At 67.2% G+C, this 14,837-nt stretch carries 13 protein-coding genes; 8 read left to right on the plus strand and 5 right to left on the minus strand.

The features are described from left to right. The first annotated feature begins 17 nt into the window (after positions 1-17). From ASF14_RS13270 to ASF14_RS13300, 7 genes are all read left to right on the plus strand, one after another. Positions 18-614, plus strand: coding sequence for a ribonuclease HII (locus tag ASF14_RS13270; protein ID WP_056435716.1), 597 nt, complete (start codon positions 18-20; stop codon positions 612-614). A gap of 338 nt (positions 615-952) precedes the next feature. Then, complete coding sequence (locus tag ASF14_RS13275; RefSeq protein WP_056435719.1) at positions 953-2,092, plus strand: site-specific DNA-methyltransferase; 1,140 nt, start codon at positions 953-955, stop codon at positions 2,090-2,092. A 139-nt stretch (positions 2,093-2,231) separates the two neighbouring features. Next, positions 2,232-3,287, plus strand: a complete 1,056-nt coding sequence (folP, locus tag ASF14_RS13280; RefSeq protein ID WP_056435723.1) for a dihydropteroate synthase — start codon at positions 2,232-2,234, stop codon at positions 3,285-3,287. A 39-nt stretch (positions 3,288-3,326) separates the two neighbouring features. Next, positions 3,327-4,088 carry an exonuclease domain-containing protein gene (locus ASF14_RS13285; RefSeq protein WP_056435726.1) on the plus strand — a complete coding sequence of 254 codons (762 nt, stop codon included), beginning with the start codon at positions 3,327-3,329 and terminating at the stop codon, positions 4,086-4,088. 78 nt (positions 4,089-4,166) lie between these two features. Next, positions 4,167-5,681: a sensor histidine kinase gene (locus ASF14_RS13290; protein WP_056435729.1), complete on the plus strand. Its 1,515-nt coding sequence runs from the start codon at positions 4,167-4,169 to the stop codon at positions 5,679-5,681. After that, the gene (locus ASF14_RS13295) at positions 5,682-6,125 is read left to right on the plus strand and encodes a response regulator (protein WP_042485336.1); all 444 of its coding nucleotides are present in this window, start codon (positions 5,682-5,684) and stop codon (positions 6,123-6,125) included. A gap of 10 nt (positions 6,126-6,135) precedes the next feature. Continuing rightward, on the plus strand, positions 6,136-7,182 hold the full coding sequence (locus ASF14_RS13300; protein WP_056435730.1) for a sensor histidine kinase: 1,047 nt from the start codon (positions 6,136-6,138) through the stop codon (positions 7,180-7,182). Positions 7,183-7,589: 407 nt separating this feature from the next. On the opposite strand, the gene ASF14_RS13305 is transcribed toward ASF14_RS13300, so the two are convergent. After that, complete coding sequence (locus ASF14_RS13305; RefSeq protein ID WP_056435732.1) at positions 7,590-8,339, minus strand: class I SAM-dependent methyltransferase; 750 nt, start codon at positions 8,337-8,339, stop codon at positions 7,590-7,592. A gap of 122 nt (positions 8,340-8,461) precedes the next feature. Further along, positions 8,462-10,954 (minus strand): DNA topoisomerase (ATP-hydrolyzing) subunit B, encoded by a 2,493-nt coding sequence (gene gyrB, locus ASF14_RS13310; RefSeq protein ID WP_056435735.1) that lies wholly within the window; start codon positions 10,952-10,954, stop codon positions 8,462-8,464. 195 nt (positions 10,955-11,149) lie between these two features. On the opposite strand from gyrB, the gene ASF14_RS13315 reads away from it, so the two are divergent. After that, positions 11,150-11,533, plus strand: coding sequence for a hypothetical protein (locus ASF14_RS13315; RefSeq protein WP_056436403.1), 384 nt, complete (start codon positions 11,150-11,152; stop codon positions 11,531-11,533). Positions 11,534-11,710: 177 nt separating this feature from the next. On the opposite strand, the gene recF is transcribed toward ASF14_RS13315, so the two are convergent. From recF to ASF14_RS13330, 3 genes are all read right to left on the minus strand, one after another. Next, positions 11,711-12,754 (minus strand): DNA replication/repair protein RecF, encoded by a 1,044-nt coding sequence (recF, locus tag ASF14_RS13320; protein ID WP_056436406.1) that lies wholly within the window; start codon positions 12,752-12,754, stop codon positions 11,711-11,713. Between the two features lie 180 nt (positions 12,755-12,934). After that, entirely contained in the window at positions 12,935-14,050 is a 1,116-nt protein-coding gene (gene dnaN, locus ASF14_RS13325) for a DNA polymerase III subunit beta (protein WP_056435738.1), read from the minus strand. 151 nt (positions 14,051-14,201) lie between these two features. Further along, positions 14,202-14,810, minus strand: a complete 609-nt coding sequence (locus ASF14_RS13330) for an outer membrane protein (RefSeq protein ID WP_056435742.1) — start codon at positions 14,808-14,810, stop codon at positions 14,202-14,204. Positions 14,811-14,837: the final 27 nt, after the last annotated feature.

The following is a 14,837-nucleotide window of genomic DNA, read 5'->3' on the forward strand; positions in this document are numbered from 1 at the left end:
CGCGATAGAGCGCGCTCATGGTCGATCACAGTTTTCCCGCCCCCCTGTGCGGCGTGGACGAGGCGGGTCGTGGACCGCTGGCGGGGCCGGTGGTCGCCGCCGCCGTCATCCTGCCCGAACGGGACTGCCCCCCCGGCATCAACGATTCCAAGAAGCTGACCGAAAAGACGCGCGCGCGCCTGTGTGCCGAAATTCGTGGCTGCGCGGTCGTCGGGGTCGGGATCGTCCACCCCGAGGAGATCGACCGGCTCAACATCTATTGGGCGACGATGAAGGCGATGACGCTGGCGGTCGACGCGGTGGTCGAGGCACTGGGATGCCATCCCGCCCATGTGCTGGTCGACGGCAACAAGCTGCCCAAATGGGGTTATAGCGCCACCGCGATCGTCGGGGGCGATGCCAAGTCGCTGGCGATCGGCGCCGCCTCGATCGTCGCCAAGCATGTCCGCGACGAGATGATGATCGCGGCGGCGGCGGAGTGGCCCGCTTATGGCTGGCACAGCAACAAGGGCTATGGCTCGGCCGTCCATCTGGCAGCGCTGCGCGAACATGGCCCGACGCCGCTCCACCGCCGCAGCTTCGCGCCCGTGGCGCAATGTTATCTGGATTTGTGACGCCCTAATTCCTCCCCATCGTCAGATGGGGAGGGGGACCGCGCCCGAAGGGCGTGGTGGAGGGGCGTGGCCGCTCCGTCAGCCCCTCCACCACCGCTGACGCGATGGTCCCCCTCCCCAAGCCGAGCTTGGGGAGGATTTTAGGTTAACCGCGAGTCGCAACGGCCACACCCCACTCCCTTGGGGGCGAAGTTATCCACAGCCCCAATATCTGCCACGAAATCGCAACACGTCATCGAATCTGGCGGAATCGCGCGAGTCGCGGACATGAATCGCCTCTTGACGTGCGACTCGTTCCGGGTGGATGCGAGGGTTCGAGGGTAGAAGGAACGGGTAGCATGGGGGTGATCCAGACGGTGGGAAAGCCGATCGGGACGCGGCCGGTATCGGCGCACCGCGAAAGCGACCTGCCGCTCGACCAGATCCTGATGGGCGATTGTATCGCGGCGCTCCGCTCGCTGCCCGACAAGTCGGTCGACATGGTGTTCGCCGACCCGCCCTATAATCTCCAGCTCGGCGGCGAGCTGTTCCGCCCCGATGGCAGCCATGTCGATGCCGTCACCGACGCCTGGGACAAGTTCGACACCTTCGCCGCTTACGACGCCTTCACCCGCACCTGGCTGGCGGAATGCTACCGCGTCCTGAAGGACAATGGCTCGCTCTGGGTCATCGGCAGCTATCACAACATCTTCCGCGTCGGGACCGCAGTGCAGGATCTGGGCTTCTGGATCCTCAACGACATCATCTGGCGCAAGTCGAACCCCATGCCCAATTTCAAGGGCACCCGCTTCACCAACGCGCATGAAACGCTGATCTGGGCATCCAAGGGCGAGAAGGCGAAATACACCTTCAACTATCGCTCGATGAAGACGCTGAACGACGAAATCCAGATGCGCTCGGACTGGGAGTTCCCAATCTGCGGCGGTCAGGAGCGGCTGAAGAAGGACGGGCACAAGGTTCATCCGACCCAGAAGCCCGAGGCGCTGCTCTATCGCATCCTGCTCGCCTGCACCCGGCCCGGCGACGTGATCGCCGATCCCTTCTTCGGCACCGGCACGACCGGCGCGGTCGCCAAGCGGCTGGGCCGCCGCTGGATCGGGATCGAACGCGAGCCGACCTATTGCGCCGCCGCGATCGAGCGGATCGAGGCCGCCCTGCCGCTCGACGAAAGCGCGCTGGCGACGATGCAGAGCCCCAAGGCGCAGCCCAAGGTCGCGTTCGGGACGCTGGTCGAGAATGGCTATCTGCTGCCCGGCATGCCGTTGATGGATGCCAAGCGCAAATGGCGCGCGACGGTGCGCGCGGACGGGTCGCTGCTGTCCGAATGCGGGCAGGCGGGGTCGATCCACCGGCTGGGCTCGGTGTTGCAGAACCGGCCGACCTGCAATGGCTGGACCTTCTGGCATTACGAGCTGGAAGGCGCGCTGAAGCCGATCGACGCGATGCGCCAGACCTGGCTGTTGGCGACGCAGCCGTAACCCCCATTCCTCCCCTTGCAGGGGAGGTGGCAGGGCGAAGCCCTGACGGAGGGGTGTCACGCTATGGAGAGGGGGACACCCCTCCGACGCGCTGCGCGCGCCACCTCCCCTGCAAGGGGAGGAATAAAAGGAAGACCCCATGCACCTGCGCCCCGTCCAATTCGTCGACACCCCCGTGGGACTGGAAGACGGCAGCGTCGCCCGGCTGGCGGGCGGGATGCAGTGGTTCGCCGCCTATGAGGTCCGCGAAGGCGTGCGCCGCCGCATCGTCCCCATCGCGCGCTTCGCGGAGGAACTGGGCGGCTCCCCCCGCGCCCGGGCGCTGCACGCCGCCTTCACGTCGCCCCGTGCGCCCTGGGTCATGGGTCCGCGCACCCTGCGCTTCGACCAGCCGCAGGTCGCCGCGATCCTGAACGTCACCCCCGACAGCTTCTCCGACGGCGGCAAGCATATCGGCGACCCGGCCGCCGCCGCCGACAGCGGCATGGCGATGGCGGCGGAGGGCGCGGCGGTCATCGACCTGGGCGGCGAGTCCACCCGCCCCGGTGCCGCGACCGTCTGGGAAGGTGACGAGGTCGCGCGCACCGCCCCCGTCATCGAGCGGCTGGCCAAGGGCGGCGCGCTGGTGTCGATCGACACGCGCAAGGCCGCCGTGATGGAGGCGGCGCTGGCGGCGGGCGCGGGGATCGTCAACGATGTCGCCGCCCTGCTATGGGACGACCGCGCGCTGGAGGTGGTGGCCAAGGCGGGCTGCCCCGTCATCCTGATGCACTCCCCCGACCCCGACAAGGGCGGCCATGGCCGGGTCGGTTATGCCGATGTCCTGACCGACGTGTTCGACTGGCTGGAGACACGCATCGCGGCGGTCGAGGCGGCGGGGGTTCCCCGGTCGCGGATCATGGTCGATCCCGGCATCGGCTTCGGCAAATCGCTGGCCGACAATCTGGCGCTCATCAACGGCTTGGCCATCTTCCACGGCCTGGGCTGCCCGATCATGCTGGGGGCCAGCCGCAAGCGGATGATCGGCGCGCTGTCGAACGAGGCCCCGGTCGATGCGCGGCTCGGCGGATCGCTGGCGCTGGCGATCAAGGGCGCGGAAGCGGGAGTCCAGCTGATCCGCGTGCATGACGTGCCGGAAACCGTACAGGCGCTGCACGTCTGGCGGGGCTTACGCGACCGCGCGCTGATCGGATAAGCCCTCGCTTTTCGGGGCTCGAACGCCCACATAGGGGCGATGCAGCGTCCCCAGCCCCAGATCATCCGCGTCATCGACCTGGAGACCACCGGACAGGCCCCGCCCACGCACGGCGTGTGCGAGATCGGCTGGCAGGATGTCGCACTGGGCAAGGACGGCCGCTGGGAGCTGGAGGGCGAGGGCGGCAGCATTCTCGTCAATCCCGGCCGCCCCATTCCGCCGATCACCCAGGCCATCCATCATATCCTGGACGAACAGGTCGCCGACGCCCCCTGGTGGCATGACGTCGCGCGTCGCGTGCTCGATCCCTGGCCGCGCCGCCTGGCGCTGGCGGCGCATCGCGCGGATTTCGAGCAGCAATATTGCACCCCGGCCATGACCCAGTCGGCCGACTGGATCTGCACCTGGAAATGCGCGCTGCGCCTGTGGCCCGACAGCCCCAGCTTCTCCAACCAGGTATTGCGCTACTGGCGTAAGCCGCACGGACTGGTCCATGAGCGCGGCCTGCCCATCCACCGCGCCTTCCCGGACGCCTATGTCACCGCGCATCACCTGCGCGACCAGCTGAACGAGGCGAGCCTGGCGCAGCTGCTGGAATGGTCGCGCAGTCCGGGGCTGTTGCCGCGTGTCCGCTACGGCCCCGATCGCGGCAAGGACTGGCGCGAGATCGACGAAGACTCGCTGATCGGCTTCCTCAGCGACCGCGATCCCGATGTCCGATTCACCGCCGAGACCGAGATGGCGCGGCGGCGTGGCGGCGGTCATGTCGGGCGGCCCAGCCCGCAGGAACTGCTGCTGTAATGCCACGTTTAATTGATACCGTAATGCTGACGTAACGGCTCTGGCGTCGCTGCTTTTCCTTCGATAAGGCATGGCGCCATGCAGGGGTCTCCCACGCTCGCACCGGCCGAAAATCCTATCGGCCGCATCCTGGTCGCCGCCATGGCGATCGGCTTTCTGGCGTTGCTCGTCGCGGCGGGTGCGGCGGGTTATGTCGTGCGCCAGACGAACCGGCACAGCGACTGGGTCATCCACACCTACCGCGTCGAAAGCGTCCTGATCGAGGTGCGCCGTCTGGCCGAGCAGCAGGAGACCGCCCGGCGCGGTTACATGCTGGCGGGCTCCCAGGCCTTTCTGAACAGTTTCGAGCGCGCCCATACCGAGCTGGCCCCGCAGGTCGACGAACTCCGCCGCCTGACCGCGGACAATCCGCGCCAGCGTGCGCCGATGGCGATGGTGGAGCAGCGCCTCGCCGATCTCGACGCCGCGCAGCGCCAGACCAACGCCTTGGTCCAGCAGGGGCGCGGCGCCGATGCGCTGCGCCAGTTCCGTGCCGACAGCGGTTTGCTGCGGATGCAGAAGCTGCGCCGCGTGTTCGATGCGATGGCGCGCGAGGAACGCCGCCTGCTGGCCCTTCGCGATGCCGAGCAGGTCGCCAGCCGCCAGACCTTCTCCACCGTCATGGCGATCGCCGCCTTGCTGTTCGTCGCGGTCGCGGTCGTCACCTTCCTGACGATCCGCCGCTACACCCGCGACCTGCATCGTTCGCGCAGCGCGCTCGCCGTGCTCAACGCCACGCTGGAGGATCAGGTCAAGGAGCGGACCGCCGACCTCGCCCTGGCGAACGAGGAGATCCAGCGCTTCGCCTATATCGTCAGCCACGATCTGCGCTCGCCGCTGGTCAACGTCATGGGCTTCACCGCCGAGCTGTCGGCCGCGACCCAGCCGCTCGCCGAGCTGATCGACCGCGCCGAGGCGGAGGCGCCGCAGATCGTGACCGAGGAAGCCCGACTGGCGGCGCGCGAAGACCTGCCCGAGGCGATCGGCTTCATCCGCACCTCGACCGCCAAGATGGACCGGCTGATCAACGCCATCCTGAAACTCAGCCGCGAAGGCCGCCGCGTGCTCGCGCCCGAGATGATCGCGCTGGACCATCTGGTCGAACAGATCACCGATGCGATCCGCCACGTCATCGACGATCGCGGCGTCACCGTGACGATCGAGCGACCGATGCCGGTCGTCGTCAGCGACCGCATTGCGCTGGAACAGATCCTGTCCAACCTGATCGAGAATGCGACCAAATACCGCCACCCGTCGCGCCCCGCCGAGGTGCATGTCTCCGCGCAGGAGACGCCGGGCCGGGTCATCGTGGCGGTGCGCGACAATGGCCGGGGCATCGACCCGCGCGACCATCAGCGCATCTTCGATCTGTTCCGCCGCTCGGGCCAGCAGGACCAGCCGGGCGAGGGTATCGGCCTGGCCCATGTCCGCGCGCTCGCCTATCGTCTGGGCGGTACGATTTCCGTCGAATCCCAACTGGGTGAAGGCGCGACCTTCTTCCTCTCGCTACCCCCCACCCTTTCCATTGCCCCTCCCCCCCAGGAAAGTGCCTGAATGAACGACCATCGCTCCGTGGGCATCGTCATGATCGAGGACGATGAGGGCCATGCCCGCCTGATCGAGAAGAATATCCGGCGCGCCGGTATCCTGAACGACATCCGTCACTTCACCGACGGCACCACCGCACTGGAATATCTGTTCCACGCGCCCGACGGTCCGGCCAAGAGCGGCCCGGCGATGGTCCTGCTCGACCTGAACCTGCCCGACATGAGCGGCACCGACATCCTCGCCAGGATCAAGGAGGAGAACAGCCCGCTGCGCCGCGCGCCGGTCGTCGTGCTGACCACCACCGACGACAAGGTCGAGATCCAGCGCTGCTACGATCTGGGCTGCAACGTCTATATCACCAAGCCGGTGAACTATGAGAATTTCGCCCAGGCGATCCGCCAGCTGGGCCTGTTCCTGTCGGTGATCCAGGTGCCCGAGGTCGAGGGCTGAACGCCCCGTCATGACGACCGGCGCGGCCCCCCGCATCCTCTATATCGATGATGACGACGCGCTGCGGCGGCTGGTGTCGCGCGCGCTGGCGCGGCATGGCTATGACGTGGCGTCCGCCGCCTCGGGGGCGGAGGGCGTCGCGATGGCTGGTGCGGGGACGGCGGAGGGCGGCTTCGATCTGGTCGCGGTCGATCATTATATGCCCGGCATGGACGGCCTGGAGACGCTCGCCGCGATCACTGCGCTGCCCGACCCACCCCCCGTGGTCTATGTCACCGGATCGGACGAGGGGCGCATTGCCGTCGCCGCGCTGAAGGCCGGGGCGGCGGATTATGTAGTGAAGACGGTCGGCGAGGATTTCTTCGACCTGCTCTCCGCCAGCTTTGCCCAGGTGCTCGACCGCACCCGACTGGAGCGCGCCAAGGCGGCGGCCGAAGCCGAGTTGCGCGCCACCAATGCCCGGCTGGAGGCGATGCTGAGCGAGGTGAACCACCGCGTCGCCAACTCGCTGCAACTCGTCTCGGCAATGATCGGGTTGCAGAAGGGCGTGCTGACCGACCCCCGCGCCCGCGACATGCTGGAGGACACGCAACGCCGCATCCGCGCGATCGCGCAGGTGCACCGGCGGCTCTATACCGCCAATGACGTGGAACAGGTCGACCTGCGCGACTATCTGGGTTCGCTGATCGAGGAATTGGGGGAAAGCTGGTCGAGCGATGCCCTGCCCCGCACCCTGACCCTGTCGGCCGAGCCGATCCGGGTGAAGACCGACCGTGCAGTGTCGATCGGGGTGATCATCACCGAACTCGTCACCAATGCCTGCAAATATGCCTATCCCGATGGCGGGGGCGAGGTGCGGATTTTCGTGAACGAAGCCGATGGCCATTGCGTGCTGACCGTTGAGGATGACGGCTGCGGCATGGCGGCGGACCAGAAGCCGCAAGGCACGGGGCTGGGCGCGAAGCTGATCCGGGTGATGGCGCAGAGCCTGCAGACGGCAGTGGAATATGACCCGGCGCATCGCGGGGTCCGGGCGGTGTTGCGGGTGCCGGTCTAGCCTCTGATGACCCGAAATGGCCCCACCCCTCCCCTTCAGGGGAGGGGCCGGGGGTGGGGCGCTTCGGCAAGCGCGGCGTTCGTGGAAAGGCCCCACCCCAACCCCTCCCCTGAAGGGGAGGGGCTCGCATCGACTCAGCGGAATGTCATCCTGCTTTAGGTCTTGCGGTTGCGGGTGGTCCGTGGCCTTCGACTTCGCTCAGGCTGAACGGAGCGAGGGAGCAGGTCCTCCACAACAGCCGTTCAACCTGAGCGAAGTCGAAGGCCAAGCCCTGCCCTCTCCGCGCATCACGCCCCTCCCGTTTACGGGAGGGGATGGGGGAGGGAACGCCACAAGCGACCGTCTCCACGAGGCACCCGCCCTCCCCAAACCCCTCCCGCCTGCGGGAGGGGCTTAAGTCTTCGACCTCAAGGCTTGCGGAACTTGTACACGAACTGATCCGTCTGCCCGCGAATGGCGGGATCGAAGACATTCTTCGAATGATCGTCCGCCGGATTGCGCAGCACCTTGCTCTCGCCGACGAAGCGGAAGCCGACCGACTGGACCTGCCGCTTCACCGCCTCCGGGTCGATCCGGTGCGTCGTGTTGGTGTTGGCCAGCCCCTTCCCCACCGTATCAGCGTGGTCGATGATGACATAGGTGCCGCCGGACTTCAGCAGCTTGAACACCGCCTGGTCGAAGGCGCGCAGCGCCGGTTCGGCCGCATCCTTGTTGGCGACGTCATGGTAATTCTGGACGGTCCAGAACAGGTCGACCGGCTTGTCGGAGGCGGGCAGGTTGACCGCCTGCACCTGCGCGGTCGCATTGGGCAGGTTCCAGCCCTGGATCGTGCCCAGCGACTTCTCGGCATATTTCTGCCCGGCGGCGGGCCAATAGGCATAGACATGGCCCTTCGGCCCGACGACGCCCGAGAAAATACGCGTCCAATAGCCCTTTCCCGGCAGGTAATCGATCACCGTGTCGCCGGGCTTCACACCCGAAAAGGCGAGGACGGCAGCCGCCTGGCGCCGTTCGTCGTCCCCCGCCTGATCGGCGCGCGCGGGGTCGGCCAGCGCGGCGGTGATATAAGCCGGGACCTTGGCCGGAGCGGCAGGCTTTTGCTGCGCCACCGCGACGGTGCCCGCCGCCAGCATCAGTCCCAGTGCGATCGCCTTCATGCCTGCTCTCTCCTCGACTGTTCTATTCCCCCGCCCCGTTCAGCCTGAGCGCAGTCGAAGGCCACGCGATTCCCTTAGGCTTCGACTTCGCTCAGCCCGAACGGAGGGCGGGATAATTTGGCTTACACGTCCAGATTGGCCACGTTCAGCGCATTGTCCTGGATGAACTCGCGACGCGGCTCCACCACTTCGCCCATCAAACGGCTGAACACCTCGTCCGCCGCCGCGACATCGTCCGAGGTCACGCGCAGCATCGAGCGGACCGCCGGGTCGAGCGTGGTTTCCCACAGCTGCTCGGCATTCATCTCGCCCAGACCCTTGTAGCGCTGGATCGCCAGCCCCTTGCGGCCCGAGGTCAGGATCGCCTCCAGCAGCTGGCTCGGCCGTGCGACGCGGGTTTCGCCGCGTGCCAGCGTCGTGGCGTTGCCGTCCTCATCGGTCGGCACGACATCGGCCGACGGCTCGGTCGCGGCATGACGCAGCGGCACCAGCTTGGCGGCATGGGCGAAGCTCTCCGCCTGTTCGGCGGCCAGCGTATGCAGCTTGCGCGCTTCGGCCGAGGCGATGAAGCTGGCCTCGACGATATGGTGGTCGGTCACGCCGCGCCACAGCCGCTCGAAATGGACGCCGCCATCTTCCGTAAGACGCGCCGACCAGCGCGCCTCGTGATCGCCCGACTCCAGCCGCCGCGTGGTTTCGACCACCGTCGCCATGCGCTGCTCGCGGGTCAGCACGGGGTCGAGCGCCCCGGCCAGCGCCAGCACCTCGATGATCGACGCATCGTAGCGGCGCGGCACGTACCGCATCAGGGTCCGCATCCGCCGCGCATGATCGACCAGCGTCTTCAGGTCGTTGCCCGACCGCGCACCGCCCGCACCCTCCAGCACCATGGTCGAGACACCCGCCTCGACCAGATATTCGTCGAGCGCGGTGTCGTCCTTGAGGTAGACTTCCGACCGCCCCTTGGTCGCTTTGTAGAGCGGCGGCTGGGCGATGTAGAGGTGCCCGCGCTCGATCAGCTCGGGCATCTGGCGATAGAAGAAGGTCAGCAGCAGCGTGCGGATATGCGCGCCGTCGACGTCTGCGTCGGTCATGATGACGATCTTGTGGTAGCGCAGCTTGTCGGCGTTGAAATCGTCGCGGCCGATGCCGGTGCCCATCGCCTGGATCAGCGTGCCGATTTCCTTGGACGAGATCATGCGGTCGAACCGCGCGCGCTCGGTGTTCAGGATCTTGCCGCGCAAGGGGAGGATCGCCTGGAAATGGCGGTTGCGCCCCTGCTTGGCCGAACCACCGGCCGAGTCACCCTCGACCAGGAAGAGTTCGGACTTGGCGGGATCGCGCTCCTGGCAATCGGCCAGCTTGCCGGGCAGCGAGGCGATGTCCATCACGCCCTTGCGCCGGGTCAGCTCGCGGGCGCGCTTGGCCGCCTCACGCGCCGCCGCCGCGTCGATCACCTTGGCAATGATCGCACGGGCGTTCTGCGGGTTTTCCTCCAGCCAGTCGGCCAGCTTGTCGGCGATCAGCGATTCCAGCGGCTGGCGCACCTCGGAGGAAACCAGCTTGTCCTTGGTCTGGCTGCTGAACTTCGGATCGGGCAGCTTGACCGAAACGATCGCGGTCAGGCCTTCGCGCATGTCGTCGCCGGTCAGCGTGACCTTCTCCTTCTTCAGGAGGCCCGACTTGTCGGCATAATTGTTGAGCGTACGGGTCAGCGCCGCGCGGAACGCCGCGATATGGGTGCCGCCGTCGCGCTGCGGGATGTTGTTGGTGAACGCCAGGACGTTCTCGTAGTAAGAGTCATTCCACTCCAGCGCGACGTCCATGCCGATCGCATCGCGCTGGCCATGGATGGCGATGGGTTCGGGGAAGAGCGGCGACTTGGACCGGTCCAGCCACTTCACGAACGCAGCGATCCCGCCCTCGTAATAGAGCTCGACCGTCTTGGGCTCTTCGTGCCGCGCATCGGTCAGGAACAGGCGCACGCCCGAGTTCAGGAAGGCCAGCTCCCGATAGCGATGCTCGAGCTTCGCGAAGTCGAACTCGGTGATCTTGAACGTCGCGGGCGACGGCAGGAAGGTGACGCGGGTGCCCTTCTGCCCCGGCTCGGCCTTGCCGACGACCTTGAGCGGCGCGACCGCATCGCCATGGGCGAAGCGCATGTAATGCTCCTCGCCGTCGCGCCAGATGGTCAGGTCCAGGAACTCGGATAGCGCGTTCACCACCGACACGCCGACGCCGTGCAGACCGCCCGACACCTTGTAGGCGTTGTCGTCCGACGTATTCTCGAACTTGCCGCCCGCGTGCAGCTGGGTCATGATGACCTCGGCCGCCGACACGCCCTCTTCGGGGTGGATGCCGGTCGGGATGCCGCGGCCGTTATCGGTCACGCTGACCGAGCCGTCGGCGTTCAGTTGGATGTCGATGCGGTCGCAATGCCCCGCCAGCGCTTCGTCGATCGCGTTATCCGAAACCTCGAACACCATGTGGTGGAGGCCCGAGCCGTCGTCGGTGTCGCCGATATACATGCCCGGCCGCTTGCGTACCGCGTCGAGGCCCTTCAGCACCTTGATCGAGGAGGCGCCATATTCGTTCGTCTGGGGGGTATCTGCCATAGCGAGTATATAGGAATTACAGGCCCTCAGGGAAAGCGAAATGGGAGGGGCGGCGGCCCTTTCGCCCGCCCTTGCGCCGGGCGGCAAAACCCGGCGGCGACACGTCGTTCGTGACGCCGATTTCATGCCCCGATCGGGAGCCGGAGCCCCCGTTTGCGCGTATCCCGTTTCCGCTTCTTGGCATTGGAGACGGCGATGACCGGCAAGGCCTTACTCTTCCCCATCATGCTGGCGATGCTCGCCGCCGTCCCGCTTTCGGCGCAGTCGTTGCGGCGGGACTATCCCAGCTGCAACCTGACACAGCAGCGCGCTCTCAAGGGGCCGGTCGGCGGCACGATCCGCGATCCGCGCCAGGCCCATATCGCGATGCGCGCCGATATCCTTCAGGCGGATATCGGCACCGCGCGAAAGGCGCGTCGCCTGTCGCAGAGTGAGGCCCAATCCTTGTGGAATGCGGTTGCACGGGTGCGGCACGATGTGAACCGCTTCGTGGAGAAGCAGGGATTTTTGAGCGCGGGCGAGACGGCGAGCTATGACAGGGCGCTGGACGGGGTGGCGATGCGGGTCTGTCGCGGGTGATGGTCTCTGGGAGACCCTGAGCCCTCCCCCATCCCCTCCCGCCTGCGGGAGGGGCGTGCCTTGGCGCTACGGTAGGATGCCGTTTCTCAGTATGCTGAACGTCGCCCGGTAACGCACCCCTCCCGCAGGCGGGAGGGGATGGTGGAGGGTCCGGTGTCTCACCGAGCCCCGCCCCCCTCAAAACTCCACCCGCGTCGCCTCCCCCGGCACATCGGTGAACAGCCCGGGCTCGGTCCCGGTCATCCACACCTGCCCCCGCCCCGCCAGCCGCTCGAACAGCGCGGCGCGGCGCGACGGATCGAGATGCGCCGCCACCTCGTCCAGCAGCAGCACCGGCGGCAGCCCACGTTGCTCGGTCACCAGATCGGCATGGGCCAAGACGATGCCGAGCAGCAGCGCCTTCTGCTCGCCCGTGGAGCACAGCGCCGCCGCCTGCCCCTTGGCCACATGCGTCACGGACAGGTCGGCCCGGTGCGGCCCGATCAGCGTCCGCCCCGCCGCCGCGTCACGCCTTCGCCCCATGGCCAGCGCATGGGAGAATGCCGCCGGGTCGACCGCCTCCCCCTCCAGCGCCAGCGCGGCCCGAGCGAACACGCTGTCGGGCGCCTCCTCCAGTCGTTGGTCGAGCGCCGCCACCGCCGCCACCCGCGCGGCATCGAGCGCCGCGCCATGTTCGACCATCCGCGCCTCCAGCGCGCTCAGCCAGTCGGGATCGACCGGACCGTCGCTCGCCAGCAGCCGGTTGCGCTCACGCATCGCGGCGTCATAGCGGGTCGCGTGCATCCCGTGCGCCGGGGCCAGCGCCAGCACCAGCCGGTCGAGAAACCGCCGCCGCTCGGACGCGGGCTCGACGAACAGCCGGTCCATCGCCGGGGTCAGCCACAGAACGGACAGCCAGTCGGCCAGCGCATTGGCGCTTGTGGCCGCCCCCTGCACCCTGACGACCCGCCGTTCGGGCGCGGAGGCCAGCGCGCCGGTTGCGATCTCGACATCGCCGTCGAGCGTCGCCGCGACGCCGAACCCGCCCTTGCCCCCCTGTCGGGCCATCGCCGACAGCGCGGCCCGGCGCAGCCCCCGGCCGGGCGCGAGCAGCGACACCGCCTCCAGCACGTTGGTTTTCCCCGCGCCATTTTCGCCGGTCAGCACGACGAACCCCGCCGCCGGTGACAGCGCGAGGTCGGCATGATTGCGGAAATCGGTGAGGACCAGGCGGGTGAGCATCATGACCGCCTTAAAGGGTATGCGCCCTCAATACATCCTCCCCTGCAAGGGGAGGTGGCAGGCCGAAGGCCTGACGGAGGGGTGTAACCGCCAGCGAGAAATCTATCACAAGCCGGGACACCCCTCCACCAGCGCTTCGCGATGGTCCCCCTCCCCTTGCAGGGGAGGAATTTTAGCGCCTTACACCCGCATCGGCATCAGCACGTACAGCGCCGGTGCCTTGTCATTCTCGCGGATCAGGGTCGGCGCGGCGGCGTCGGCCAAATGGACCTCGACCAGGTCGCTGTCGATCTGCGCCAGGATGTCGAGCAGATAGCGGCTGTTGAAGCCGATCTCGAAGCCCAGCGAGGTGTACTCGCCCGGCACCTCTTCCGACGCCGTGCCGTTCTCGGGGCTGGTCACCGACAGGGTGATCCGGTCGCGGTCCAGCGCCATCTTCACCGCGCGGGTCTTTTCGGTCGCGATGGTCGACACGCGGTCGACGCCCTGCATGAACGCCTTGGGGTCCAGCTTCAGGATCTTGTCGTTCGCGGTCGGGATGACGCGGCTGTAATCGGGGAAGGTGCCGTCGATCAGCTTGGAGGTCAGGATCGCCTGGCCCAGGTCGAAACGGATCTTGGTGCCCGACAGCGACACGCCGACCGAGCCGTCCACCTCGTCGAGCAGCTTGCGCAACTCGCCCACGCACTTCCGCGGCACGATCACGTCGGGCATGCCCTCGGCGCCGTTCGGGCGCTCGATGGTGACGCGCGCCAGACGGTGGCCGTCGGTGGCGGCGGCCTTCAGCACGGGGGCACCGTTATCCTCGGCGACATGCAGGAAGATGCCGTTCAGATAATAACGCGTCTCTTCGGTCGAAATGGCGAAGCGCGTCTTGTCGATGATCTGCTTGAGCAGTTCCACCGGCAGCTCGAACTGGGTCGGCAATTCGCCCTCGGCGATGACGGGGAAGTCGTCGCGCGGCAGCGTGCCGAGCGAAAAGCGGGCGCGGCCCGCCACGATGGTCATGCGGCCTTCGGCGGCGGTCAGCTGGACCTGCGCGCCCTCGGGCAGCTTGCGGGCGATGTCGAACAGCGTGTGCGCCGACACGGTGGTCGAACCCGGCTGGTCGACGGCGGCGGCGACGCTGTCGTTGATCTGCAGGTCCAGGTCGGTCGCCATCATGCGCAGCTGGCCCTCGGCCGTCGCCTCCAGCAGCACGTTGGAGAGGATCGGAATCGTGTTCCGCCGCTCCACCACAGACTGGACATGGCTCAACCCCTTGAGCAGCGTTGCGCGTTCGATCGTCGCCTTCATTTCCTGATCCCCCGCCGGAACGACCGCATGGTCCCCGAGTCCGAATGATAAATGGCCTTGGTTCCTACCCGCCAAGAAGGGGCCGAAGCAAGGCTCCGACCCCTCTTACACTGGGAGTAAAACCACCGTTAATGTGGAAAAGAATCCCGGCTTAGAAGCGCAGGCCCAGACCTGCCATCAGCTGGTGGCGGTTCGGATTGATGCCGACGCCGTCCAGTTCGTCATAATGCGAATAGCGATATTCGCCCTTTACGAAGGTGTTGGGGCTGATCGCATATTCCAGACCGGCGCCCAGGCGATAGCCGCCGACTTCCTGCGAATTGACGGTGGTGACGCCCGCCGTGGTGTAGCGCGCATCGAACTTGGCGTTGGTGTAACCGGCCTTCAGATAGCCCATCGCGACCGGCGAGATGACATAGCCGACGCGCGCACCGGCATAGAGGTCACGGCCCGCGCCCAGACGGAACTCGTCGCCGGGCACGCGGATGCCGCTACTGCGCGTGTCCGAGCTGCTACCCGAAATCTCGCCCTCGGCACCCAGGATCACGGGGCCTGCCGGAAGGTCGTAACCGATCGCGGCGCCATAGAGCACGCCGTCGCTCGAACTCTTGTCCTGACCCTGACGATCGTTGAGGCTGCCATAGCCGATCAGGCCTTCGACGCGGAAACCCGTGAAGGGCTGTGCGGTCTGGGCGGCGGCGGGGGCCGCGGCGGCGATGGCTGCCGAGGTCGCCAGGGCGGCGAGCATGAGCTTACGCATACACTATACTCCATTACTGTACCGGCC

Origin of the sequence: Sphingomonas sp. Leaf257 (assembly GCF_001422185.1) — a bacterium.
Classification (GTDB): domain Bacteria; phylum Pseudomonadota; class Alphaproteobacteria; order Sphingomonadales; family Sphingomonadaceae; genus Sphingomonas; species Sphingomonas yabuuchiae.

What these genes read in the sequence shown, in the direction of transcription:
- ASF14_RS13270 (WP_056435716.1), top strand. Translation starts at nt 18, where the DNA reads ATGGTCGATCACAGTTTTCCCGCCCCCCTGTGCGGCGTGGACGAGGCG.
- ASF14_RS13275 (WP_056435719.1), top strand. Translation starts at nt 953, where the DNA reads ATGGGGGTGATCCAGACGGTGGGAAAGCCGATCGGGACGCGGCCGGTA.
- folP (WP_056435723.1), top strand. Translation starts at nt 2,232, where the DNA reads ATGCACCTGCGCCCCGTCCAATTCGTCGACACCCCCGTGGGACTGGAA.
- ASF14_RS13285 (WP_056435726.1), top strand. Translation starts at nt 3,327, where the DNA reads ATGCAGCGTCCCCAGCCCCAGATCATCCGCGTCATCGACCTGGAGACC.
- ASF14_RS13290 (WP_056435729.1), top strand. Translation starts at nt 4,167, where the DNA reads ATGCAGGGGTCTCCCACGCTCGCACCGGCCGAAAATCCTATCGGCCGC.
- ASF14_RS13295 (WP_042485336.1), top strand. Translation starts at nt 5,682, where the DNA reads ATGAACGACCATCGCTCCGTGGGCATCGTCATGATCGAGGACGATGAG.
- ASF14_RS13300 (WP_056435730.1), top strand. Translation starts at nt 6,136, where the DNA reads ATGACGACCGGCGCGGCCCCCCGCATCCTCTATATCGATGATGACGAC.
- ASF14_RS13305 (WP_056435732.1), bottom strand. Translation starts at nt 8,339, where the DNA reads ATGAAGGCGATCGCACTGGGACTGATGCTGGCGGCGGGCACCGTCGCG.
- gyrB (WP_056435735.1), bottom strand. Translation starts at nt 10,954, where the DNA reads ATGGCAGATACCCCCCAGACGAACGAATATGGCGCCTCCTCGATCAAG.
- ASF14_RS13315 (WP_056436403.1), top strand. Translation starts at nt 11,150, where the DNA reads ATGACCGGCAAGGCCTTACTCTTCCCCATCATGCTGGCGATGCTCGCC.
- recF (WP_056436406.1), bottom strand. Translation starts at nt 12,754, where the DNA reads ATGCTCACCCGCCTGGTCCTCACCGATTTCCGCAATCATGCCGACCTC.
- dnaN (WP_056435738.1), bottom strand. Translation starts at nt 14,050, where the DNA reads ATGAAGGCGACGATCGAACGCGCAACGCTGCTCAAGGGGTTGAGCCAT.
- ASF14_RS13330 (WP_056435742.1), bottom strand. Translation starts at nt 14,810, where the DNA reads ATGCGTAAGCTCATGCTCGCCGCCCTGGCGACCTCGGCAGCCATCGCC.